General features: G+C 59.0%; 24 protein-coding genes. 13 read left to right on the top strand and 11 right to left on the bottom strand.

Translation table 11 applies throughout. The features are described 5' to 3' along the window. Window positions 1–8 precede the first annotated feature (8 nt). A complete protein-coding gene (locus tag GH784_RS19490; RefSeq protein WP_003513980.1) occupies window positions 9–257 on the bottom strand; it encodes a hypothetical protein in 249 nt (82 codons plus the stop codon). A gap of 2 nt (window positions 258–259) precedes the next feature. Further along, window positions 260–1,282 carry an RluA family pseudouridine synthase gene (locus GH784_RS19485; protein ID WP_003513979.1) on the bottom strand — a complete coding sequence of 341 codons (1,023 nt, stop codon included), beginning with the start codon at window positions 1,280–1,282 and terminating at the stop codon, window positions 260–262. A gap of 38 nt (window positions 1,283–1,320) precedes the next feature. Here GH784_RS19485 and GH784_RS19480 point away from each other — a divergent pair, with 38 nt between their 5' ends. Next, the gene (locus GH784_RS19480) at window positions 1,321–1,713 is read left to right on the top strand and encodes a hypothetical protein (RefSeq protein WP_003513978.1); all 393 of its coding nucleotides are present in this window, start codon (window positions 1,321–1,323) and stop codon (window positions 1,711–1,713) included. Continuing rightward, entirely contained in the window at window positions 1,703–2,575 is an 873-nt protein-coding gene (locus GH784_RS19475; RefSeq protein WP_065702608.1) for a TrmH family RNA methyltransferase, read from the top strand. The genes GH784_RS19480 and GH784_RS19475 overlap by 11 nt, the downstream gene beginning before the upstream one ends. Before the next feature lie 84 nt (window positions 2,576–2,659). Here GH784_RS19475 and GH784_RS19470 read toward each other — a convergent pair whose 3' ends face one another. Then, complete coding sequence (locus tag GH784_RS19470) at window positions 2,660–3,859, bottom strand: coiled-coil domain-containing protein (protein ID WP_065702609.1); 1,200 nt, start codon at window positions 3,857–3,859, stop codon at window positions 2,660–2,662. A 143-nt stretch (window positions 3,860–4,002) separates the two neighbouring features. Continuing rightward, complete coding sequence (locus GH784_RS19465; RefSeq protein ID WP_003513975.1) at window positions 4,003–4,599, bottom strand: DUF1134 domain-containing protein; 597 nt, start codon at window positions 4,597–4,599, stop codon at window positions 4,003–4,005. 250 nt (window positions 4,600–4,849) lie between these two features. Here GH784_RS19465 and chpT point away from each other — a divergent pair, with 250 nt between their 5' ends. The 3 genes from chpT to GH784_RS19450 all read left to right on the top strand — a co-directional run bounded on the left by chpT (window position 4,850) and on the right by GH784_RS19450 (window position 7,277). Continuing rightward, complete coding sequence (gene chpT / locus GH784_RS19460; RefSeq protein ID WP_065702610.1) at window positions 4,850–5,497, top strand: histidine phosphotransferase ChpT; 648 nt, start codon at window positions 4,850–4,852, stop codon at window positions 5,495–5,497. An 86-nt stretch (window positions 5,498–5,583) separates the two neighbouring features. Next, window positions 5,584–6,111 (top strand): GNAT family N-acetyltransferase, encoded by a 528-nt coding sequence (locus GH784_RS19455; RefSeq protein ID WP_013636733.1) that lies wholly within the window; start codon window positions 5,584–5,586, stop codon window positions 6,109–6,111. 122 nt (window positions 6,112–6,233) lie between these two features. After that, on the top strand, window positions 6,234–7,277 hold the full coding sequence (locus tag GH784_RS19450; RefSeq protein WP_194842980.1) for an alpha/beta hydrolase family protein: 1,044 nt from the start codon (window positions 6,234–6,236) through the stop codon (window positions 7,275–7,277). A gap of 50 nt (window positions 7,278–7,327) precedes the next feature. On the opposite strand, the gene GH784_RS19445 is transcribed toward GH784_RS19450, so the two are convergent. Together GH784_RS19445 and ctrA are read right to left on the bottom strand one after the other, a co-directional pair. Beyond that, a complete protein-coding gene (locus tag GH784_RS19445) occupies window positions 7,328–7,843 on the bottom strand; it encodes a GNAT family N-acetyltransferase (RefSeq protein ID WP_065702612.1) in 516 nt (171 codons plus the stop codon). Window positions 7,844–7,925: 82 nt separating this feature from the next. Then, window positions 7,926–8,630 carry a response regulator transcription factor CtrA gene (gene ctrA, locus GH784_RS19440; protein WP_003491823.1) on the bottom strand — a complete coding sequence of 235 codons (705 nt, stop codon included), beginning with the start codon at window positions 8,628–8,630 and terminating at the stop codon, window positions 7,926–7,928. Window positions 8,631–9,111: 481 nt separating this feature from the next. Between ctrA and GH784_RS19435 the strand changes: the two genes are divergently transcribed. Then, window positions 9,112–9,462, top strand: a complete 351-nt coding sequence (locus GH784_RS19435) for a flagellar export protein FliJ (RefSeq protein WP_013636730.1) — start codon at window positions 9,112–9,114, stop codon at window positions 9,460–9,462. A gap of 312 nt (window positions 9,463–9,774) precedes the next feature. Beyond that, window positions 9,775–9,978, top strand: coding sequence for a DUF1059 domain-containing protein (locus GH784_RS19430; protein ID WP_003513967.1), 204 nt, complete (start codon window positions 9,775–9,777; stop codon window positions 9,976–9,978). A gap of 209 nt (window positions 9,979–10,187) precedes the next feature. On the opposite strand, the gene GH784_RS19425 is transcribed toward GH784_RS19430, so the two are convergent. The 4 genes from GH784_RS19425 to cysQ all read right to left on the bottom strand — a co-directional run bounded on the left by GH784_RS19425 (window position 10,188) and on the right by cysQ (window position 13,388). After that, a complete protein-coding gene (locus GH784_RS19425; protein WP_003513965.1) occupies window positions 10,188–10,469 on the bottom strand; it encodes a GNAT family N-acetyltransferase in 282 nt (93 codons plus the stop codon). 220 nt (window positions 10,470–10,689) lie between these two features. After that, window positions 10,690–10,965 carry a CtrA inhibitor SciP gene (gene sciP, locus GH784_RS19420; protein WP_003513963.1) on the bottom strand — a complete coding sequence of 92 codons (276 nt, stop codon included), beginning with the start codon at window positions 10,963–10,965 and terminating at the stop codon, window positions 10,690–10,692. A 191-nt stretch (window positions 10,966–11,156) separates the two neighbouring features. Continuing rightward, entirely contained in the window at window positions 11,157–12,200 is a 1,044-nt protein-coding gene (locus GH784_RS19415; protein WP_065702613.1) for a DUF2793 domain-containing protein, read from the bottom strand. Window positions 12,201–12,593: 393 nt separating this feature from the next. After that, entirely contained in the window at window positions 12,594–13,388 is a 795-nt protein-coding gene (gene cysQ / locus GH784_RS19410) for a 3'(2'),5'-bisphosphate nucleotidase CysQ (RefSeq protein ID WP_065702614.1), read from the bottom strand. 335 nt (window positions 13,389–13,723) lie between these two features. On the opposite strand from cysQ, the gene GH784_RS19405 reads away from it, so the two are divergent. From GH784_RS19405 to GH784_RS19380, 6 genes are all read left to right on the top strand, one after another. Then, window positions 13,724–14,626 (top strand): branched-chain amino acid ABC transporter permease, encoded by a 903-nt coding sequence (locus tag GH784_RS19405; protein WP_003513958.1) that lies wholly within the window; start codon window positions 13,724–13,726, stop codon window positions 14,624–14,626. A 49-nt stretch (window positions 14,627–14,675) separates the two neighbouring features. Then, entirely contained in the window at window positions 14,676–16,028 is a 1,353-nt protein-coding gene (livM, locus tag GH784_RS19400; RefSeq protein WP_370647612.1) for a high-affinity branched-chain amino acid ABC transporter permease LivM, read from the top strand. Then, window positions 16,028–16,906, top strand: a complete 879-nt coding sequence (locus GH784_RS19395) for an ABC transporter ATP-binding protein (protein WP_038492032.1) — start codon at window positions 16,028–16,030, stop codon at window positions 16,904–16,906. Before livM ends, GH784_RS19395 begins: the two co-directional genes overlap by 1 nt. Beyond that, window positions 16,906–17,634 carry an ABC transporter ATP-binding protein gene (locus GH784_RS19390; protein WP_003513939.1) on the top strand — a complete coding sequence of 243 codons (729 nt, stop codon included), beginning with the start codon at window positions 16,906–16,908 and terminating at the stop codon, window positions 17,632–17,634. The genes GH784_RS19395 and GH784_RS19390 overlap by 1 nt, the downstream gene beginning before the upstream one ends. Before the next feature lie 171 nt (window positions 17,635–17,805). Further along, window positions 17,806–18,159 (top strand): DUF6867 family protein, encoded by a 354-nt coding sequence (locus GH784_RS19385; protein ID WP_003513938.1) that lies wholly within the window; start codon window positions 17,806–17,808, stop codon window positions 18,157–18,159. Between the two features lie 118 nt (window positions 18,160–18,277). After that, window positions 18,278–19,396 (top strand): branched-chain amino acid ABC transporter substrate-binding protein, encoded by a 1,119-nt coding sequence (locus GH784_RS19380; RefSeq protein WP_003513936.1) that lies wholly within the window; start codon window positions 18,278–18,280, stop codon window positions 19,394–19,396. 204 nt (window positions 19,397–19,600) lie between these two features. Here the strand turns inward: GH784_RS19380 and GH784_RS19375 are convergent, their stop codons facing one another. Continuing rightward, entirely contained in the window at window positions 19,601–20,137 is a 537-nt protein-coding gene (locus GH784_RS19375; RefSeq protein WP_065702615.1) for an AAA family ATPase, read from the bottom strand. Between the last annotated feature and the right edge of the window lie 134 nt (window positions 20,138–20,271).

Genomic DNA, 20,271 nt, shown 5'->3' with positions numbered 1-20,271 from the left:
GGTTCCGTTCAGCTCTGCGGATAAAACGGCGTTCCTTGCAACGTCTGTCTTTCGGCAAGCCAGAGGTCCGGCCACGGCATTCGCGGTGACGATTTCAAGCTTTCCGGGGTTCGAAGAGGTGCGACGATTGAAGCGGAATTGGGGCGGTCTACAAGAAAGACCATGTGGGGAATATCGCTATCCGCTAATCTCTTTTTATTTTCCGTGGCTTCCGGCAAGATGCACGGCGTGGTTTTTTTGACCTCGCCGTGCGGCATTTTCAGCTCCGCAGGGCGATGAGCAGTTCTTCCATATCATCAGGCATGTCTGTTTCGAATTCCATCACCTCGCCGGTGCGGGGGTGTTCGAAGGCCAGGAGATAGGCATGCAGCGCCTGTCGCGGAAAGCGGTTGACGGTGCTTCTTGCCGGTTCCTCAAGCAGGTTCGCCTTGGTGCGGAAGGCCGCGCCATATTCGGGGTCGCCGATCAGCGGATGGCCGATATGGGCCATGTGCACGCGGATCTGGTGGGTGCGGCCGGTTTCCAAACGGCACTCCACCATCGAGGCGAGGCAGGACGCGTCCGCCTTTTCATGGAAACGTTCCATAACCTCGTAATGGGTTATCGCCTCGCGGGCATCGTCCGTGTCCTCGCGCTTGACGGCGCGTTTGGTGCGGTCGGCGCCGCGGCCGAGTGCGGCGTCAATGGTGCCGCGCAGCGTGCGCGGTCGGCCCCAGACGACGGCCTTGTAGGCGCGTTCCAGCGGGCCAGTGCGGCCGTGATCGGCAAATTGCGCGGCGAGATGGCGGTGTGCATTGTCGTTTTTCGCCACGACCATGACGCCGGAGGTTTCCTTGTCCAGCCGATGCACGATGCCGGGGCGCTTCACGCCGCCAATGCCGGAGAGGCTGTCACCGCAATGATAAATGAGGGCGTTGACCAGCGTTCCGGTCCAGTTGCCGGCGCCGGGATGCACGACGAGACCGGCGGGTTTGACGAGCACGATCAGGTCGTCGTCCTCATATTCCACATCGAGCGGGATATCCTCGCCCTTGGGTTCGGGGTCTTCCGGCTCCGGCATGACGATCTCGACGCGGTCGTGCGGGTGCACCTTCTTTTTCGGCTCGGTCACCGGCGTGCCGTTCAATAAAACGGCACCCTGCTCGATCAGGGCTTTCAGGCGGCTGCGCGACAGATCGCCGCCAACTTCGCCCGCCAGCCACACATCGATGCGGCCTTCGGCGTCTTCGCCGGCAATCAGGACTTTCCTTGCGTCTCCGCCTTGTTTAAAGGGGTCGTTCATTCTTATTTTTCCGATCAATCAGCATTCTAGGGAACCCGATGACGCACATCGAGCAAGACGAACAGGAAGACAAGCCGCTTGATCCGGCCATGGATAAAGTTCGCCGCAAGATGATCCGTTTGCAGATCGTGTCGGGCTCCGTGATGTTCATCAGCCTTATGGCTGTGTTCGGCGCGGTTGTCTACAAGGCGGTAGGACCATCGAAAACCGTTGTAACGCAGAGCGTACCGCAAAATCTGGCGGTTCCCACCGGCAACGGACCGCTTGCCGTGACCGCCAGCCTGCCGCAGGGCTTTACAATCGACAATGTCAGCTATTCCGGCGGTGACATGCTGTTTTACGGCAAGCTTGCCAACGGCACCCGCAAGGCGCTGGTCTTCAACGTCGCGGCCGGCCGGTTTCTCGCCGATGTGACGGTCGATGCCCAGTGAGCATATTGATCCGGCGGGCGCGCATGCGCTCCTGGACGGTCGGGCTTTGATCCCGGTCGAAGACCCGGCCGATCCGCGCATTGCCGCCTTTCGCGATATTCGCGAGCGTGATCTCACCGGTCGCCAGGGCCGTTTCATCGCGGAAGGCACGGTTGTGTTGCGCATGCTGGCCGCCGCCCACAAGGCGGGTGGAGCCTTTGCGGCGGAAAGCATTCTCATCCTCAAGAACCGGCTTTCCGGCGTCGCGGATATCCTTGCCGATTTTCCGCCCGATGTGCCGGTCTATGTGGCGGAAGCGCCGGTGCTGGATGGCATTGTCGGTTTTCACCTGCATCGCGGCATTCTGGCGCTCGGCCGCCGGGTGCGTGACATTACGCTGGACGGGTTGACGGAAGCGCTTCCCGCCTCGTCGCTGGTGCTGGTGGGCTGCGGCATTTCCAACCACGACAATCTGGGTGCGATGTTCCGCAACGCCGCGGCCTTTTATGCCGATGCGGTGTTTCTGGACGAGACTTCATGCGATCCGCTCTATCGCAAGGCGCTCCGGGTGTCCGTCGGTTCCGTTCTCTCGGTTCCCTATCATCGCGGCGGTGGTGCGGTGCAGATGCTGGAGCGGCTTTCGCAGGCCGGTTTTGCAATCTGGAGCCTTTCGCCGAATGGCGAGACCGAGATTCGCGATATTCCACGTTCGGAGTGCATGGCGCTGGTCATCGGCACGGAAGGTGAGGGGTTGCCGCAATCGGTATTGTCTCGGTTCCATACCGCCCGGATTGCGCAGTCGCCGCAATTGGACAGTTTGAATGCGGGGACGGCTTCGGGGCTGGCGCTTTATCAGATGGCGGGGGCGATAGGGCGGGTTTAGGTTTACCCTTTGCGCGTGGGGCTTACCCCCCTCTGCCCTGCCGGGCATAAGGGGGTGAGCCGCATACGCAAAGGCGTAGAGGTATCAACCCTTCCGCTTCTCCATCAACACACTCGCCCGCTTCGCAAGGCTCTCACGGCCGGTCGAGGCGGTGGCTTTCGCAAGCAGCCCCGGGATCGGCGATTTCTCGCCCTCCTGCGCTGCGGTGAGCGCGATCATCTGGGCGGCGATGCGGGCGATTTCGCGACGGATCGGTTCGTCGTTGCCGGTGCCGCGCACATTCAGCAGGCGTTCGGTCAGTGCCGTTCCCTGATTGCGGATATCCTCGATCTCCTGCTCCAGACCTTCCGGCGGCGTCGCTGCCGGTTCCATGGCGGTTGAGACCGGTGGAATGTCTGCCGCGACCACGGGCGCGATTTCGGGCAGGACGGGCGCCTTTTGCGGCTGGCTTGCGGTTTCCCCGTTCAATACGGCGGGGTTGGGCAGACGGATGATCATGTCGTCGGCGCGGCCGCCGGTTGCGGCAAGCTGTTCCTTCAGGCGGGCAACCTCCTGATTGCGCAGGGTGAGCATTGTGTCGAGATCGGCATTTTTTGCCATGACACTGGCGATCTGTTCTTCCAGCCGGGTGACCTTGCGGCTTTCGCGCGCAACCGCCGTCATGGCCTCCTTGTTGCGGGCAGCGACATCCTGCAATTCGCGGGTCGCCGTTTCGCCCTCCTTGCGGAAACGCGAGGCGGTCTGTTTTGCCTGCTCGGCCTCCAGATCGCGGGTGGCGGCGAGGATTTTCGAATCATCCAGCTCGCGGGTCAGATTGGTGAGGCGAGCGGTGATCTCAGACATCTGGCCGGCACGCGCATTTGCGGCCTGTTCCTGCTCCAGAAGGTTTGCCTGTATTGCGCTCGCGCGTTCCTCGCTGGCGTCGAGTGCGCCTCGCAATTCGCCGATTTCCAGCGTCAATTCCTCGATTTTCAGCAAAAGGCCGCGGTTCTGCTCGCCGAGGCGATAGGCGTCGCTGGATGCTGCCTCGTTGGCGAGGCGGAGCGAGGTGTTCTTTTCCCGTTCGGTGTCCAGTTCCTGACGAACCTTGGCGTTTTCGGCGGCATAGAGCGCGCGTGCCATATCCTTCTGGGCGCGAACTTCCTGGGGGCTGATGGGCATTGTCGCGCGCAGCCGGTTTTCCGTATAGGCAACGATGCGGCGATGGATCGCGGGCGCGATCAGCAAGGCCAGCAGGGTTGCGGTGAGAAAACCCAATCCGAAAAGAATGGCATATTCAATCACGCGAGACAGTCTCCGAAACTCAGATACGCGCGCATTCGGAAAGAGGAGCGCGAGAGCACGTTACGCTATTATTGCAACCGTTGGGAGGGGTATCGCCAAGGCAATTGCGCGGGGAGCCGCAAGAGTGCCTCCCCATCTCAGCGTCAGAAGGGGTTCCAGGTCGGTTCCTGGGTAAGCTTCAGGTAGCCGACATTGATGCCGAGGCGCGCGCCGATGCCGGTGCGAATGGGTGCCAGCGTGACATCGCTGCTTTTCAGATAGGTCATGCCGACGCCGGCGACGATGAAGGCCGAGCCGCTGACGCCGCCGTAACGGCGATAAAGCGAATCGACCGAAGGCAGATTGTAGACCAGCATCATGGCGCGGGTGCCTTGGCCGCCGTAATCGAGGCCGAGCGACGGGCCTTGCCAGAAGACGGGATGCTGGCCGGCATTCTTGGTATAAAGCGTGCCTTCGCCATAGGTAAGGCCCGCGACGAAAGCGCCGGAACCTTCCTGCCCCAGAATATAACCGTTCGGAAGACCGTATTGCTGGAAGGCGCGTTCCACCACCTTGGCGAGGCCGCCGGTGGTTTCACCGAAGAATCCGTGGCCTGCATCCACGACTTCCTGAAAAGAATATTGATCGCTGTTCTGGGCCGAGGCCGGTGCGGCCCACATCAAAAGGCTGGCAAGGAGCGCAAAAATCTTTCCCAGTCCGAGGCGTGCAATGGTGCGGGTTTTCGTAAGGCGCATCGTCATGTCCGTCCGTCTGTTCGTTGGTGCATCAGCCCGAAAATCCGAATCGATTTTCGGCAGGGCCCATGCGAAGATTCAAAGTTCCAGAGCATCCTTTATACGTCCGAACGGACGCAGGGCGCTCCAGGGTGGCCTGTTAAGGCATTTGGCATTTTGAAACCATCCTATTAACAATCGGTTTACCAAATATGGTGTCATTATGGCTTAACAATTTCCACACCGTCCGCGCCTCCCTTGCGCAGGAGAGAATTTTATGACGAGCAAACTCAATATCACGCTGTCCGGCCCCGATCTGGCAGCTCTTCTGTGCAGTCGTGTGTGCCATGACGTGATCTCTCCTGTCGGCGCCATCAATAACGGCCTCGAATTGCTGGACGAGGGCGGCACCGATGACGATGCGCTGGATCTCATCCGCACATCCGCTCTTAACGCATCCGTGCGGCTGAAGTTCGCCCGCCTTGCTTTCGGCGCGTCCGGCTCCGCTGGCGCTTCGATCGATACCGGCGAGGCTGAAAAAGCCGCCAAGGATTTCGCTGCCGCCGAAAAGAAGGCCGAAGTGACCTGGAACGGCCCACGCGCCATCGTCGCGAAAAATCGTGTCAAACTTTTGCTCAACCTCTTTCTCGTGTCCTACAGCGCGATCCCGCGCGGTGGTAATGTGGATGTGGTGCTGGAAGACCCTGAGGGTGACGCGAAATTCGAAATCACCGTCAAGGGCAAGATGATGCGCATTCCGGCCAAATTCGCCGAGATCTACGAAGGCAGGCTGGAAGAGGCGGTCGACGCCCATTCCGTACAGCCCTATTACACGCTGCTTCTGGCGGAGGAGGCCGATATGGCCGTGGAATACAAGGTGCATGAGGATCGCATCGTGTTTACCGTAAAAACGGTTGCCGCGTGATCGTTCAGTTGCAGAGGTAGTTTTGTGAAAGGGCCGGGTAGCGTTTTCCGACGCGCCGGCCTTTTTTGCTTTTGGGGAAGAGGTTCATGACACGTCTGACAACCGCGCGCCTCGTCCTGCGGCCGCACGCCATCACGGATGAAGCGCTTTATTGTGCGTTCTGGAGCGCGGATGTCCGGCCCATCGAAGGGGTCACATCGATTACGCCGCTGGACCCCGAAATCGCCTTTGCCCGTCTTTTGCGCTTCATCGGCCATTGGTCGGTCTTCGGCTTCGGTCCCTTTGTCGTGGAGGAGGCAAGCTCCGGGCGTATCGTCGGCGAGGTGGGCTTTGCCCATATGCGCCGTGGAAACGGCACCGATTTCGATGGCGTGCCAGAAGCGATGTGGAAAATCGATGCTGATCTGAACGGCAAGGGCGTCGCGACCGAGGCGGTGGCGGCGGCAACAGGGTGGTTTGATCGCAGCGGAATTTCGCAGCGGACCGTCTGCATGATTGATCCACTCAACACCCCCTCGCTCGTCATCGCCGCCCGTTTCGGCTTCCGCCTGTTTCGCGATTCGACATTCCGGGGCAATCCCATCCGGCTTTTCGAGCGGGTGGTGGGGGTTTAGTACTGCGCATTCCCACCGTGCCGTCTCAATCGCGTTTCAGGGCGTCCTGAAACCTGTTCGAGGTCTCGGACGGTGGCGGTTTGAACCAAGGGTTGATCCAAGATCAATTTTTGGAGCTTCACATGCGCTATTTTCTTGTGGTCGCCATCGCCATCCTCTCCACCGCTGCGCCCGTGATGGCGGAGAACGCGATTGGTTTCAGACAGCTGGAATTGTCCGATGATTCGGGCACGCGAACGCTGAACCTGTCATTGTGGTATCCGTCCGCACCATCGGGAAAAACTGAGACGGTGGGCGAAAACGCTGCCTTTTATGGTCTCGAGGTTCAACCTGATGCGTCGTTTCTGGCCGGTTCCCGTCCTTTGGTGTTGCTGTCACACGGATTTGGCGGAAGCTGGCGCAATCTGAACTGGATCGCCGGTGAGCTTGTTCAGCAGGGTTATATCGTGGCCGCGCCGGATCACGCGGGCGAATCATTCACTGAAGAGAATGCGATGGAGATCGTGCCGTTATGGGAACGCCCGCGCGACATCAGCCGAACGTTGACGGCGTTGCTCGATAACGATCAACTGGCTGGCAAAATAGACAGGGCACGCATCGCGGTCATCGGCCATTCTCTCGGCTGGACCGCCATGGAGCTGACTGGCGCCCGCTACAGCGCGGATCTCGCGCTAAAAGACTGCAATGCGGAGAAGGCTCTGCCGCAATGCAAGGCGCCACGGTTGCTGGCCAAGGTCGGAATCGTTAACGGCGGCAAGGCCGATCCACGCCTTTCGATGGATTTGCGCGATGCTCGCATCCGCGCGGTGATTGCGCTCGACGCTGGCCCGGCTGCCGGTTTCCTGCCGGAAACGCTGAAACGTGTCGATGTACCGGTTCTGGTTCTGGCCGCCGGTGTGGAAACGCCCGAGATTGCCGCCATCAAGGCTGATTCGGAATATATCGCCCGCAATCTGCCAAAGGCGACCACAGTTTATCGCGAAATACCGGATGCCAGCCATTTCAGCTTCATGCAGATATGCAAGCCAAACGGCGAAAAAATCGTCGAGGAGCTTTCACCGGAGGAAGGTTTCGTCTGCCGTGACGGCGGGGGCAGGGGCCGCCTGACCATCCACCGGCAGATCGCGGAGGCGATTGTCGGCTTCCTGAACGTAGAAATGCATTAAGACAGGTGTTCGGGACGTCTCGATGAACCGTTGCGCGACGTCCCGATCCTTCAGGTCACTTTTTGCGGATGATACCGATAGGCAAGGTCTTCGGGATCAGACCGTGGTGCCAATGGGTCGATAACACCGCCGAGGCGCTGTGCAACTGCTGCTGATTTGCTGTTGCGCGGCGAGATATAGCTGACGAGCGTCTGCAATTTCAGGGTCTCGAATGCCCAGTCGCGCAGTGCAGAGGCCGCTTCCGCAGCATAACCGTGGCCTTCCTGGCCGCCATAAAGCAGCCAGCCCAGTTCCTTTTCGGGAAATAGCGGGCCGTGATTGATGCCGACCTGGCCGATACATTGCCCGGTTTCGCCAAGTTCGATCATCAGCGCCCCGTGGCCGAAAAAATGCCAGTTGGCGAGATCGTGACAAAAAACGCCCCAGGTTGACGGCAGGTCATATGGTCCGCCGACGCCGATGGAGCGGGTTGACGCCATAAAGTCGCGATAGGCGGGGAAATCCGCCATGATCTGCGGGCGCAAAATCAGGCGTTCCGTTCTGAGGGTGGGGATAGAATGGTCCATGGCACTATCCAATCATGAAATCGCAACAAAAAACCCGCTGTCGCCAGCGGGTCTTTTAAAAACTGCCATATCCTGAAGGGGATCAGGCGGTTTCGAGAAATTCCGTGGCTCCATCAGGCTCGCGCAGGACATAACCGCGGCCCCAGACGGTTTCGATGTAGTTTGCGCCGCCTGCGGCATTTGCGAGCTTCTTGCGCAGCTTGCAGATGAAGACGTCGATGATCTTCAGTTCCGGTTCGTCCATGCCGCCATAAAGGTGGTTCAGGAACATTTCCTTGGTCAGCGTCGTGCCCTTGCGCAGCGAAAGCAGCTCAAGCATCTGATATTCCTTGCCGGTCAGGTGAACGCGCTGGCCGCCCACTTCAACCGTCTTGGCATCGAGATTGACGATCAGCTCGCCGGTGGAGATGACCGATTGCGCATGGCCCTTGGAACGGCGGACGATTGCGTGAATACGGGCAACAAGCTCGTCCTTGTGGAACGGCTTCGTCATGTAGTCGTCTGCGCCGAAGCCGAGACCACGAACCTTGTCCTCGATACCGGCCATGCCGGAGAGGATGAGGATGGGTGTCTTGACCTTGGAAAGGCGCAAGGTTCTCAAGACCTCGTAACCCGACATGTCGGGCAGGTTGAGATCGAGAAGAATAATGTCGTAATCGTAGAGTTTACCGAGGTCCACGCCTTCCTCGCCGAGGTCGGTCGTGTAGACGTTAAAACTTTCCGACTTTAGCATCAGTTCGATGCTCTGCGCTGTTGCGCTGTCGTCTTCAATAAGTAGAACCCGCATAATTATCCCCTTTGCCGCCCGCAGATTGGTAAATCATTGCCTCGCGCGATGCGGATCCAGACGTTGCCTGATTTGCAGGCTGCCACCAAATGGTTAACAAATTCTAATTGCCTTTGGCAAGGTGTATCGAATTTATTAAGCAAAGTTGGCATTTCGCTGTTTTTGCACGTGAATCCACCATCGCCAAAATTGAAGCTTAACGTGAGGATATCTCGCTAAGTGATTCAATCGACTCTTACATCGTCGGGCCCGTTTTTTTGGACCTGGCATTTACCGACCCTTAAATGATCGTGTTTATCATTAACGATGCCCGTAAACGAAAGGTTAACGGCGGCGTTTTTTTATTAACGCCGGGTAACTTTTGGGAATCATTCCGGCACAACGGGTTAACCGGGCCGGTTGAGCGGGCGGGTTAAACGGGCCGATCGAGGGGGCATAGTGCCTTTTTGATCCGGGTCTCGCTATCCATGGAGTATTGCGTATGAAGTCGCGTGACAGCCTGGTTCGCCTGAAAGAATTTCAGGTTAATGAAAAACGCCGGCAACTTAGCCAGTTGCAGCAGATGATGTCCGAGTTTGAGCGGATGGCAAAGGAACTGGTGCATCAGATATCGCTGGAAGAGAGCAAGTCCGGCATTACCGATCCGACCCACTTCGCATATCCGACCTTCGCCAAGGCCGCGCGTCAGCGTGCGGACAATCTTCAGGTCTCGATCCGGGAGCTGAAGACCCAGCAGGAAGCCGCAGAGGCTTCTCTGGAAGAGGTGCAGGCCGAATATGAAAAGGCGGCGGCACTGGAAAACCGCGACGGAGCGATCCGCGCCCGCGCCTAGGTATTGGCGCAAGATCTTATAGGGATCGTCCTCATTGACGGCTGCCGGTGGATCAGGAGGCGGCTTTCAATGACGGGATGCCCATGCTTTTTTCTGGAAGGCCGCCCCTCGTTGGCGGCCTTTTGCTTTGGCGCACCGCAGCGCCTTGCCCGGTCGGTTTCTTGCGCGGCAGGGATGCAGGGAATCCCTGCGTTTTCGATTGTCCGGGGCCGGGGAAAGGCGTAATTTGGTGAAGTTCCGACCAAGAGCCGGAGGCTTGTCCCACGCGCGCCCTGCGCGGACGCGGGTGGGCCAGAAGCGGGGAGGAAACAAATGGCCCGCCAATATATCGATTGCCGCGAATTCCCGAGCGACAGCAAATGCTCGATCGCCATCTCAGCCGATACGCCGGAGGAGCTCATGGAAGCGGCGGTTCAACATGCCGTGGCAGTGCATGGCGCCGAGGATACGCCGGAATTTCGGGCCGAAGTTCGAAGGAGCATACATGCAGGAACACCGCCGCTGAAGGTGGCGTGATTGCTGGCAGCCTGAAACCTATCCGTCGACATGCCGGGCCTGATCCGGCATCCAACCGACGCGCGTCTGCGCGGCGGAAGATTCCCTTAAGCTCAAGAATTTGAGCTGGCTGGACCCCGGCTCTTGGCCGGGGTGACGGAGCGTGTGGGCTCCGCTTTCGCTAAAAAACAAACTTGAGGTTTGTCCCAAGCCTCAGCCCGTCTGGCTAGTTACCCCTTGATAACATCTGCCCAGTCAGGGTGGCGTAGCGTCTGAGCCTTGAAGAAGGGGCAGAGCGGAATGATTTTCCAGCCGCCCTTGCGCGCTTCATCGATGGCATGGGCGGCGAGCGCCTGGCCGACACCCTTGCCCCGCAGTGCATCGGGCACGCCGGTATGGTCGATGATGATGAGGGAAGGGGAGGTGCGCGAATAGGTCATCTCGGCCTTGTGGCCGTCGATGGTTGCCGAATATTCGCCGCGCGATCCGGTTTCGGTTGTCTTGATATCCATGATCTCTGCCTTCGCATTGCTTTTCGTTTTTTCCACTGTAACGGCCTGCGCCTGAATTGAAACAGCGGGATAGCGAACGCAGTGGACACAAACCGGTGACAGTCACCGGCTGTGTCTGGCAATTTTCAGGGGAAATCCAAAATCAAACCGAAAGCCCCGTCGATGCGACGGGGCGTTTTGGAAGTTCGGTTTGGGCGCGTTGCCGCGCCGGCGCACTGGTTTAGTGGCGATATTGCTGAATGCGCGTCGTGCGCAGGCCTGCAAGGCCATGATCGGCAATCGACGACTGCCAGGACAGGAATTCTTCGACGGTGAGCGTATAACGCTCGCAGGCTTCCTCAAGGCTCAGAAGTCCTCCGCGCACGGCGGCGACGACCTCTGCCTTTCTGCGAATAACCCATCGACGGGTATTTGACGGCGGAAGATCCGCAATCGTCAGAGGGCTGCCATCGGGGCCGATGACATATTTAACTCGTGGGCGTATCATTTCGGTCATTGGACACTCTATACAAACTCAAGACCATATGACGGGAACTTTAGCCCCGTACCTTTAAAAATTGCCTAAGCAGTTCGTGACAATTTATTAAGAATTTGAACGGTTTCGCCCGATTTGTTCGAGTCGCCTTATTTTGTCGGGAAAAAATTTTTCCAAAAATCGTGTTTTTTATCGTCCATCGGTTGTTTTCCTCACAACGCCGCAAGCGAAAGGCACGTTTTCCCGCTGCCGTGGACAAATTCCGCGGTTCCCTCATGCACCAGCCGCAGGCGATCGCCGGCATTGAGGGGCAGGATAAGGGTCGTCGACTGCGAGGTGCCGGCATTGGAGGCGTTGCCCGCTACAGTGAGGCCGCCAGCCGCGCCGTTGACGGCAAGCGAAACCCGGTGCCCGGATGAGGACACCACAGCAAGCGACAGGGTGGCCAGATAGAGACCTTTCACGGGAACGACGAGTTCCCTTCCGCCGCCTGTGCCGACCGCGTCGCCGAGAACGAAACCACCCTCATCGATGAAGAGCATCGAAAACCCCGAAGCCGAGCCGTTGGCCGGCCTCGTCGTGCCCGAAGGCAGGCTGGCCAGAACCACGGGCCGGTTCGGCATCGTGACCCTGCCGTCGCCGCTGCACAAAAGGGCCGTGTGCCAGGAAATGCCGTCGGCGCTGGTCTTGATCGAAAAACCGTCATTGCCTGCAAGGCCCATTTCCGCCCGGCCGCTCCAGCCGGACTGGAACAGCAGCGAGGCAGTATCGGCCTTTGCCGCCTTGTTGATCGCCATGCGGTGGTTGCCGTTCTCTTCTGTGTGGGTGAAGAGGCTGGCGGGGGCGGCAAGCGCCAGACGGTTGGTGGCATCGGCCTGTGTGCCAATGCCAAGCCTTTCGAGGGTCGCTGCGGCAGGCAGCGGCACGTCCCGCCATGCGCTGTCCCGCAGGACGCGATGTTTACCCTCGCTGGCAAACCATGCCGTCCAGCCGGGTTGCGGCGCTATCAGCAGCCATGCACCGTCCTGCCGGAAGGCAAGCTTCCCGCCCTTGCCCGCCCAGTCGCCAGCGGCGTCAAGCGAGAGCAGGAAGCAGTCTCCCTCCGGCGCATTGTCGGGCGGGGCGGCGACCACGTCCTTGACGACCAGCTGGACGATCGCGTCCAGCCGCTGCAGCGCCTCGTTGTGGGTGACGTGTTTCTGTGCCTGCGAGGGCAGGATATAAGGAAGCCTAAGTCTCGCCGTCTGTTCAGTCATGATGTCTCTTCCGCGCTCCGTGGCTGTTCGCCGGCGATTGTGATGCGGCGCGGCGGGGCGGGGATGAGCGGGGATGAAATTATTTTTGCGGCTTCGGTAGGGAGTGCATTCCGTGGTTGCTGAGATGGCATGAGTTGGCAAGGGGCCTCAGGTGCCTGCGGCTTCACCCCCCTCTGCCCTGCCGGGCATCTCCCCCACAAGGAGGGAGATCAGCAAGATCGCTACCCCCGCTTCGTTCTCAAACGTCGAGATTGGCGGGACCCCGCCACGAGTCGATCTCCACCCTTGTGGGAGAGATGCCCGGCAGGGCAAAGGGGGGTAAGCCGCAGACACCGCAGCGAACGCCTAAAAACGCCTGATCACCGAAGGAGGTCTAGCGGTCTCCTCGCAGGCTTATGTCGCAATTTCCACCGTCGCTGCCATTGCGCCCTCGGCAATGAAATCCGGGTTGGCGAGTGCATCTTCACCATCGCCTCTCACCTCATAGGCAAGCAGCCGCCCCTCGCAATCCAGCGTTCTGCCACCGGCGGCGCGCAGTACGGCGTCGCCTGCCGCCGTATCCCACATCATGGTGCGGCTGAAGCGGGGATAGATATCGGCAGCACCTTCCGCCAGCATGCAGAATTTCAGTGAGGAACCGACGGAAATGCAGTCTTTCAGGCCGTGTTCGGCCACGAAGGCTTCCGTTTTCGCGGTACAGTGCGAGCGGCTGATCAGCGCCACGGGGGAGGCGCCGCGCTGGCGTGCCCGGATGGGGTGGCGCGCGAGGATCGCGCCTTCGCCTGATATTGCGAGCTTTTCGGCGCTGTTGTCCTTGCCGGTCCAGGCCTGGCCGCGGCAGGGGGCGTAAACCACGCCTGCAACCGGCACGCCGTTTCTGATCAGGGCGATATTGACGGTGAAATCATCCTTGCCGGAAATGAATTCCTTGGTCCCATCCAGCGGATCGACCAGAAAAAATTCCGTGCCTGTCTCCGGCAGAATGCCGTTCGAGACCGCTTCTTCGGCAATGACCGGGATTTGGGGAAAATGCGCAGCCAGTGCCTGCAGAATGATCACCTCCGCCCGCTGGTCTGCCTCGGTCACGGGTGAGCAATCGTCCTTGTACGATACGTGTGGCCCGGCGCGATGGACCACCATGATTGCCTGCCCGGCGTCCAGCGCCGCTTTCGTCAATATGTCGATCATCTTGTTGCCGTTGCCATTTCGTGCCGGGGATCCTTTGCCCCTCTATTTCGCTACTCTTTTGCCCGCCACCCGTCAAACAATGCGTCAGGCAACACTGAAATAAGCATTCGAACGCCATTTTTTTAGCACTTACTGCCGAAATCCTGGCTATTCTGATCGGGAAAACGGCAACGAATGTGGAAATTCCAAATTTTGTGCAGGATCGCCCGTTTTTGACTTCACATTTTTAGCGAACACGATATGCATTTTGCAGGTGGGGGCTAATCGAAAAGGTTCTCCCTATAATTAACATAAACGAGGCGTGGCTCATTAGAGGTCATGCCCAGGGGAAAGACATGGAGTATTTTATCCAGCAGCTCATCAACGGGCTGACTCTTGGATCGATCTACGGCCTCATCGCAATTGGCTATACGATGGTCTACGGCATCATCGGCATGATCAACTTCGCTCACGGCGATATTTTCATGCTTGGCGGTTTCGCCGCGCTGATCGTTTTTCTGATCGCAACATCGTTTTTTGCCGGTATTCCGGTGGCGCTTCTTCTGATTTTGATGATGGTCGTCGCCATGCTGATGACCGGCCTGTGGAACTGGGTGATCGAGCGCGTGGCCTACCGTCCGCTCAGAGGCTCGTTCCGCCTTGCGCCGCTGATCACCGCCATCGGCATGTCGATCGCGCTGTCCAACTTCATCCAGGTGACACAGGGTCCGCGTAACAAGCCGATCCCGTCAATGGTGACGGACAGCTACCATTTCGGCTCCATCACCGTCTCGCTGAAGCAGTTCATCATCATGGCGGTGACGTCGGTGCTGCTGTTCGCCTTCTGGTACATCGTCAACAAGACTCCGCTCGGCCGGGCGCAGCGCGCCACGGAACAGGACCGCAAGATGGCGGCCCTTCTGGGTGTGGATGTCGACAAGACGATCTCGATCACCTTCATCATGGGTGCCGCACTCGCGGCGGTCGCCGGTACGATGTATCTGATGTATTACGGTGTCGCATCGTTCAACGATGGCTTCATTCCGGGCGTCAAGGCGTTTACCGCAGCGGTTCTCGGCGGTATCGGTTCGCTTCCGGGCGCCGTTCTCGGTGGTCTCCTGATCGGCCTCATCGAATCTCTCTGGTCCGCCTATTTCTCCATTGCCTACAAGGATGTCGCGGCATTCGGCATCCTGGCTTTCGTGCTGATCTTCAAGCCGACCGGTATTCTCGGTCGTCCGGAAGTCGAGAAGGTGTGATCCCATGACCAATATCGCTTCCGAAAACGACACTTCCAGCCCGAGCCTGATGGCAACGGCGGTGAAGGAAGGCATCTTTGCGGGCATCGTCTCGCTCGGCATGTTCATTCTTTACGTCGGTATCGTCACCTATCAGGATATCAACAACCAGCTTATCTGGGGCACCCGCTGGGGTCTTCTGTCGATCTTCGTCGGCGTCGCCGCCATCGGCCGTTTCCTGATGGTCGGCTTCATCCGGCCGTCGATGGATCGCCGCAAGCTTGCCAAGGCCAAAAGCGGCATTCTGGAAATCTCCGAGGAAAAAGGCTTTTTCCACAAGCACTTCCTGAAGCTCGCGCTTGTCCTGCTGCTGCTTTATCCCGTCGTCGCCGTGCAGCTGTTCGGTTTTCAGGGTTCGCTGAAATTCGTCGACAATTTCGGCATCCAGATCCTGATCTATGTGATGCTGGCGTGGGGCCTCAACATCGTCGTTGGCCTCGCGGGCCTGCTCGATCTCGGTTATGTGGCCTTCTATGCGGTGGGCGCCTATTCCTACGCGCTGCTGTCAAGCCATCTCGGCCTGTCCTTCTGGGTGCTTCTGCCGGTGGCCGGCATTCTCGCGGGCTTCTGGGGCATCATTCTCGGCTTCCCGGTGCTCAGACTTCGTGGCGACTATCTTGCCATCGTCACGCTCGCCTTCGGTGAAATCATCCGTCTCGTGCTGTTGAACTGGACGGATGTGACCAAGGGCACCTTCGGCATTTCCGGCATCGCCAAGGCGTCTATCTTCGGCATCTGGTCCTTCGATGTCGGCGCGCCGAACAATTTCGCCAAGGCCTTCGGCCTGACGATGTCGTCGGCCTATTACAAGATCTTCCTGTTCTACGTGATCCTGCTTCTGTGCATGCTGACGGCTTACGTCACCATCAAGCTGCGCCGCATGCCGATCGGCCGGGCGTGGGAAGCTCTGCGTGAAGACGAAATCGCCTGCCGCTCGCTCGGCATCGATACTGTCATCACCAAGCTTACCGCTTTTGCGACAGGCGCGATGTTTGGCGGTTTCGCCGGTTCGTTCTTCGCCGCCCGTCAGGGTTTCGTATCGCCGGAAAGCTTCGTCTTCCTGGAATCGGCCGTCATCCTTGCCATTGTCGTTCTCGGCGGCATGGGTTCGCTCACGGGCATCGCCATTGCCGCGCTCGTCATGGTCGGCGGCACGGAGCTGCTGCGCGAAATGGAATTCCTGAAGCATGTCTTCGGGCCTGATTTCACGCCGGAACTCTACCGCATGCTGCTGTTCGGTCTCGCCATGGTCATCGTCATGCTGTTCAAGCCGCGCGGCTTTGTCGGCTCACGAGAACCGACGGCCTTCCTCAGGGAACGCAAGGCCGTCTCGGGCAGCTTTACCAAGGAAGGTCACGGTTGATGGCTTCCGGAACGACAAACATGACACCCAATCTAACTGGCGACACGATCCTCAAGGTCGAACATCTCTCGATGCGGTTTGGCGGCCTGATGGCCATCAATGACTTCTCCTTTGAGGCGAAGCGTGGCGAGATCACGGCGCTGATCGGCCCGAACGGTGCTGGAAAGACCACGGTTTTCAACTGCATCACCGGCTTCTACAAGCCGACGATGGGCATGATCACCATGCGTCAGCAAAACGGCGAGGCGCATCTTCTGGAGCGCCTGCCGGATTTCGAGATCACCAAGAAGGCGAAGGTGGCGCGTACCTTCCAGAACATCCGCCTGTTTTCGGGTCTGACGGTTCTGGAAAACCTGCTGGTGGCGCAGCACAATGCGCTTATGAAGGCATCGGGCTACACCATTCTCGGTCTTCTCGGCCTGCCCGCCTACAAGAAGGCGGTCAACAGTTCGATCGATAAGGCCAAATACTGGCTGGACAAGGCCGATCTGACCGACCGCGCCGACGACCCGGCCGGCGATCTGCCCTATGGCGCGCAGCGCCGTCTGGAAATTGCCCGCGCCATGTGCACGGGGCCGGAACTTCTCTGCCTCGATGAACCGGCGGCCGGTCTCAACCCGAAGGAATCGCTGGCGCTCAATGCGCTGCTGCGCGGTATCCGCGACGAAGGCACGTCGCTGCTTCTGATCGAGCACGACATGTCGGTGGTTATGCAGATTTCCGATCACGTCGTGGTTCTCGAATACGGCCAGAAGATTTCCGACGGTTCGCCGGACCATGTGAAGAACGACCCGAAGGTCATCGCCGCCTATCTGGGTGTCGAGGATGATGAAGTGGAAGACGTGATTGCGGAAGAACTCGACGGAGGAGTGGCCTGATGTCCGGTGAACCGCTTCTCAAAGTACAGGGTGTCGAAACCTATTACGGTAACATCCGGGCATTGGCCGGTGTCGATGTCGAGGTCAACAAGGGCGAGATCGTCAGCCTTATCGGCGCCAACGGCGCCGGCAAATCGACACTGATGATGACCATCTGCGGCAGCCCGCAGGCGCGCACTGGCCAGGTGACGTTCGACGGCGAAGACATTACCCGCCTGCCGACGCACCTCATCGCCCGCAAGCGTATTGCCCAGTCACCCGAGGGCCGCCGGATTTTCCCGCGCATGACGGTGCTGGAAAACCTGCAGATGGGCGCCAATCTCGACAACCTCAAATATTTCAAAGAGGACGTCGAGAAGATTTTCGTCATGTTCCCGCGGCTGAAAGAACGTCAGAGCCAGCGTGGCGGTACGCTTTCCGGCGGCGAGCAGCAGATGCTCTCCATCGGCCGCGCGCTGATGGCACGGCCGAAACTGCTGCTTCTGGACGAACCGTCGCTGGGCCTTGCCCCGCTGATCGTCAAGGGCATCTTCGAGGCCATCAAGAAGCTCAACCAGGAAGAGGGCCTGACCGTCTTCCTCGTGGAGCAGAACGCCTTTGCGGCACTGAAGCTTTCCGACCGCGCCTATGTGATGGTCAACGGCAAGGTGACGATGAGCGGTTCGGGCAGGGAATTGCTGGCTGATCCGCAGGTACGCGCGGCCTATCTCGAAGGCGGCCGGCACTGAAAGATTTTACTTGCGCCGGAAATTTTGCGGCGCAAGATAACGAACCGCGCCCGGCCGTTTTCGAAGGGGAAATGGCCGGTGGCAAACAATAAAATGCCTGCCGGAAAAACGGCGGGACGACAAACAAGGCAGGGCCGGACATTTGCATCCCGGCGCTGATGGGGAAAGAAGATGCAGGGCCTTTTATTCGAGACCGATAGCGGCGTGCGTTATATTCTGCGCGCACTGGTTGTTCTTCTTGGTTTCTGGACGGCGTGGCGCACGGGCAGATCCGTCGCCGATGGCTGGGGCGATTTCCCGCGTGTGGTGATCTATACGCTGGCTTTGGGGCTCGTGATGCGGTTTCTGCATTTCGCGCTTTTCAACGGGCCGTTCATCAACGGCTTCTACTACGTGTTTGACGTCGTTCTTCTTCTGGCTTTTTCCAGCATCGGTTTCCGCATGCGCAGGACGAGCCAGATGGTCAATAACTACTATTGGCTCTACGATCGGACGTCGGCATTTTCATATAAAAAGAAAGATTGACAGCCGGATTCCTCCGGCTGCACGATACTCGCGTGAGTGGAACGTTTCCTGTTCGGTTAAGGTGGGTACTGAACAGGTCCTGGTAGTCAACCCATCCAAAGGAACTGGGAGTATAGTAATGAAGAAGTCTCTTCTTTCCGCCGTTGCGCTGACCGCCATGGTCGCCTTCAGCGGTTCGGCCTGGGCCGATATCGTGATCGCTGTCGGCGGCCCGCTGACAGGCCCGAACGCCGCATTTGGCGCTCAGCTTCAGAAGGGTGCTGAACAGGCTGCGAAGGATATCAATGCTGCAGGCGGCATCAACGGCGAGCAGATCAAGATCGTTCTCGGCGATGACGTTTCCGACCCGAAGCAGGGTATCTCGGTTGCCAACAAATTCGTTGCTGATGGCGTGAAGTTCGTCGTCGGTCACTTCAACTCCGGCGTCTCCATTCCGGCTTCCGAAGTTTATGCCGAAAACGGCATTCTCGAAGTAACGCCTGCTGCGACCAACCCCGTTTTCACCGAGCGTGGCCTGTGGAACACCTTCCGCACCTGCGGTCGTGACGACCAGCAGGGTGGCATTGCCGGCAAATATCTGGCCGACCACTACAAGGACGCCAAGATCGCCATCATTCACGACAAGACCCCCTATGGTCAGGGCCTTGCCGACGAAACCAAGAAGGCAGCCAATGCGGCCGGCCTGACGGAAGCCATGTATGAAGGCGTCAATGTCGGCGACAAGGACTTCTCCGCACTGATCTCCAAGATGAAGGAAGCCGGCGTTTCCGTTATCTACTGGGGTGGCCTGCACACCGAAGCCGGTCTGATCATCCGCCAGTCGGCTGACCAGGGTCTGAAGGCGAAGCTCATCTCGGGCGACGGTATCGTCTCGAACGAACTTGCCTCCATCGCCGGCGACGCCGTCGAAGGCACGCTGAACACCTTCGGTCCCGATCCGACGCTGCGTCCTGAAAACAAGGAACTGGTAGAGAAGTTCAAGGCCGCCGGCTTCAACCCGGAAGCCTACACGCTCTACTCCTACGCCGCCCTGCAGGCGATTGCCGGTGCTGCCAAGGCTGCCGGTTCCGTTGAGCCGGAAAAGGTTGCCGAAGCTCTGAAGAAGGGCACCTTCCCGACCGCACTCGGCGATATCTCCTTCGACGAGAAGGGCGACCCGAAGCTTCCCGGTTACGTCATGTACGAGTGGAAGAAGGGCCCGGACGGCAAGTTCACCTACATCCAGCAGGGGACGTAAGTCCTACTGGACTGCAATATGGAGGCCCGGTCGCAAGACCGGGCTTTCTGCTTTCTGGTGCGGGGCATTTCCGGCGTCAGCACCCAGCCAGCCCAAGTCCTTGGGCTAAAACAGTTTACGAGCCGTGCGTCAGACGGATTCCGTCTCAAAGACGAAATGAGGGTGGTGGGAAAGGCTCGAGACAACTCGGCTATGATCGCGCCTTCAGCCAGCTTCAGCCGCCAGCCTCTCCAGCACAATATCGGCACGTTCCGTGACGGGGGCTTTCGGCAGCACAATCGTCTCATAACCCAGACGGGCATAGTCGTGCAGCAGGCGTTGATATTCCTCCACTGCCACCTCGAAACCATGCTTGCGCTCGCTGTCGCCTCGGTAGATCTCCGGCCAGGGCGGGGTGAGGAAAACCAGCGGGTTATAGCGGTGCGCGTGCCGCAGCGTTTCGATGAAGCCATCGCCGCTTATATGGTGAAGTGCTGAGGCGGCGTCGATCAGGCCGCGGTCGAAGAAGACGAAGTCTTCCGCTGGCGCCTTTTGCCGGTCCTCCAGCGCCATGGCGATCGCCCGGCGGGCAAAGGCTTCCAGGTCGATCCAGGGGAGGGCGGTGCCGTTATTTCTCGTTTCCTCAATCACGATGCGCCGCCCCGGTTCCTCGACGGTCGCGAAACCACGGTGAGCAAGCTCGGCAAGCAGGGTTGATTTGCCGCCGCCGGAGCAGCCGGAAAGAATAATGAAATGGTGCATGGGAACCTCCCTGCGCGGGGTTTGGGTTGGATGGAAGGTGATGTTTTTTGGAGGGACTTGGATTGCGGCGTTGCCGCTTGTTTCTTTTCCTCGAGCGGAGAAGAAATATGCTGCACTCGCTCGGCGAATAAGTC

The organism is Agrobacterium tumefaciens, from assembly GCF_009649785.1.
In the GTDB taxonomy this organism is placed as follows: Bacteria; Pseudomonadota; Alphaproteobacteria; order Rhizobiales; family Rhizobiaceae; genus Agrobacterium; species Agrobacterium tumefaciens.
This window is presented reverse-complemented; position numbering and strand designations above follow the sequence as displayed.

What these genes read in the sequence shown, in the direction of transcription:
- GH784_RS19390 (WP_003513939.1), top strand. Translation starts at nt 16,906, where the DNA reads ATGTCCGGTGAACCGCTTCTCAAAGTACAGGGTGTCGAAACCTATTAC.
- GH784_RS19405 (WP_003513958.1), top strand. Translation starts at nt 13,724, where the DNA reads ATGGAGTATTTTATCCAGCAGCTCATCAACGGGCTGACTCTTGGATCG.
- GH784_RS19415 (WP_065702613.1), bottom strand. Translation starts at nt 12,200, where the DNA reads ATGACTGAACAGACGGCGAGACTTAGGCTTCCTTATATCCTGCCCTCG.
- GH784_RS19395 (WP_038492032.1), top strand. Translation starts at nt 16,028, where the DNA reads ATGGCTTCCGGAACGACAAACATGACACCCAATCTAACTGGCGACACG.
- GH784_RS19485 (WP_003513979.1), bottom strand. Translation starts at nt 1,282, where the DNA reads ATGAACGACCCCTTTAAACAAGGCGGAGACGCAAGGAAAGTCCTGATT.
- GH784_RS19455 (WP_013636733.1), top strand. Translation starts at nt 5,584, where the DNA reads ATGACACGTCTGACAACCGCGCGCCTCGTCCTGCGGCCGCACGCCATC.
- GH784_RS19445 (WP_065702612.1), bottom strand. Translation starts at nt 7,843, where the DNA reads ATGGACCATTCTATCCCCACCCTCAGAACGGAACGCCTGATTTTGCGC.
- GH784_RS19385 (WP_003513938.1), top strand. Translation starts at nt 17,806, where the DNA reads ATGCAGGGCCTTTTATTCGAGACCGATAGCGGCGTGCGTTATATTCTG.
- GH784_RS19475 (WP_065702608.1), top strand. Translation starts at nt 1,703, where the DNA reads ATGCCCAGTGAGCATATTGATCCGGCGGGCGCGCATGCGCTCCTGGAC.
- GH784_RS19480 (WP_003513978.1), top strand. Translation starts at nt 1,321, where the DNA reads ATGACGCACATCGAGCAAGACGAACAGGAAGACAAGCCGCTTGATCCG.
- cysQ (WP_065702614.1), bottom strand. Translation starts at nt 13,388, where the DNA reads ATGATCGACATATTGACGAAAGCGGCGCTGGACGCCGGGCAGGCAATC.
- livM (WP_370647612.1), top strand. Translation starts at nt 14,676, where the DNA reads ATGGCAACGGCGGTGAAGGAAGGCATCTTTGCGGGCATCGTCTCGCTC.
- GH784_RS19375 (WP_065702615.1), bottom strand. Translation starts at nt 20,137, where the DNA reads ATGCACCATTTCATTATTCTTTCCGGCTGCTCCGGCGGCGGCAAATCA.
- ctrA (WP_003491823.1), bottom strand. Translation starts at nt 8,630, where the DNA reads ATGCGGGTTCTACTTATTGAAGACGACAGCGCAACAGCGCAGAGCATC.
- sciP (WP_003513963.1), bottom strand. Translation starts at nt 10,965, where the DNA reads ATGACCGAAATGATACGCCCACGAGTTAAATATGTCATCGGCCCCGAT.
- GH784_RS19490 (WP_003513980.1), bottom strand. Translation starts at nt 257, where the DNA reads ATGCCGCACGGCGAGGTCAAAAAAACCACGCCGTGCATCTTGCCGGAA.
- GH784_RS19430 (WP_003513967.1), top strand. Translation starts at nt 9,775, where the DNA reads ATGGCCCGCCAATATATCGATTGCCGCGAATTCCCGAGCGACAGCAAA.
- GH784_RS19380 (WP_003513936.1), top strand. Translation starts at nt 18,278, where the DNA reads ATGAAGAAGTCTCTTCTTTCCGCCGTTGCGCTGACCGCCATGGTCGCC.
- GH784_RS19425 (WP_003513965.1), bottom strand. Translation starts at nt 10,469, where the DNA reads ATGGATATCAAGACAACCGAAACCGGATCGCGCGGCGAATATTCGGCA.
- GH784_RS19435 (WP_013636730.1), top strand. Translation starts at nt 9,112, where the DNA reads ATGAAGTCGCGTGACAGCCTGGTTCGCCTGAAAGAATTTCAGGTTAAT.
- chpT (WP_065702610.1), top strand. Translation starts at nt 4,850, where the DNA reads ATGACGAGCAAACTCAATATCACGCTGTCCGGCCCCGATCTGGCAGCT.
- GH784_RS19450 (WP_194842980.1), top strand. Translation starts at nt 6,234, where the DNA reads ATGCGCTATTTTCTTGTGGTCGCCATCGCCATCCTCTCCACCGCTGCG.
- GH784_RS19465 (WP_003513975.1), bottom strand. Translation starts at nt 4,599, where the DNA reads ATGACGATGCGCCTTACGAAAACCCGCACCATTGCACGCCTCGGACTG.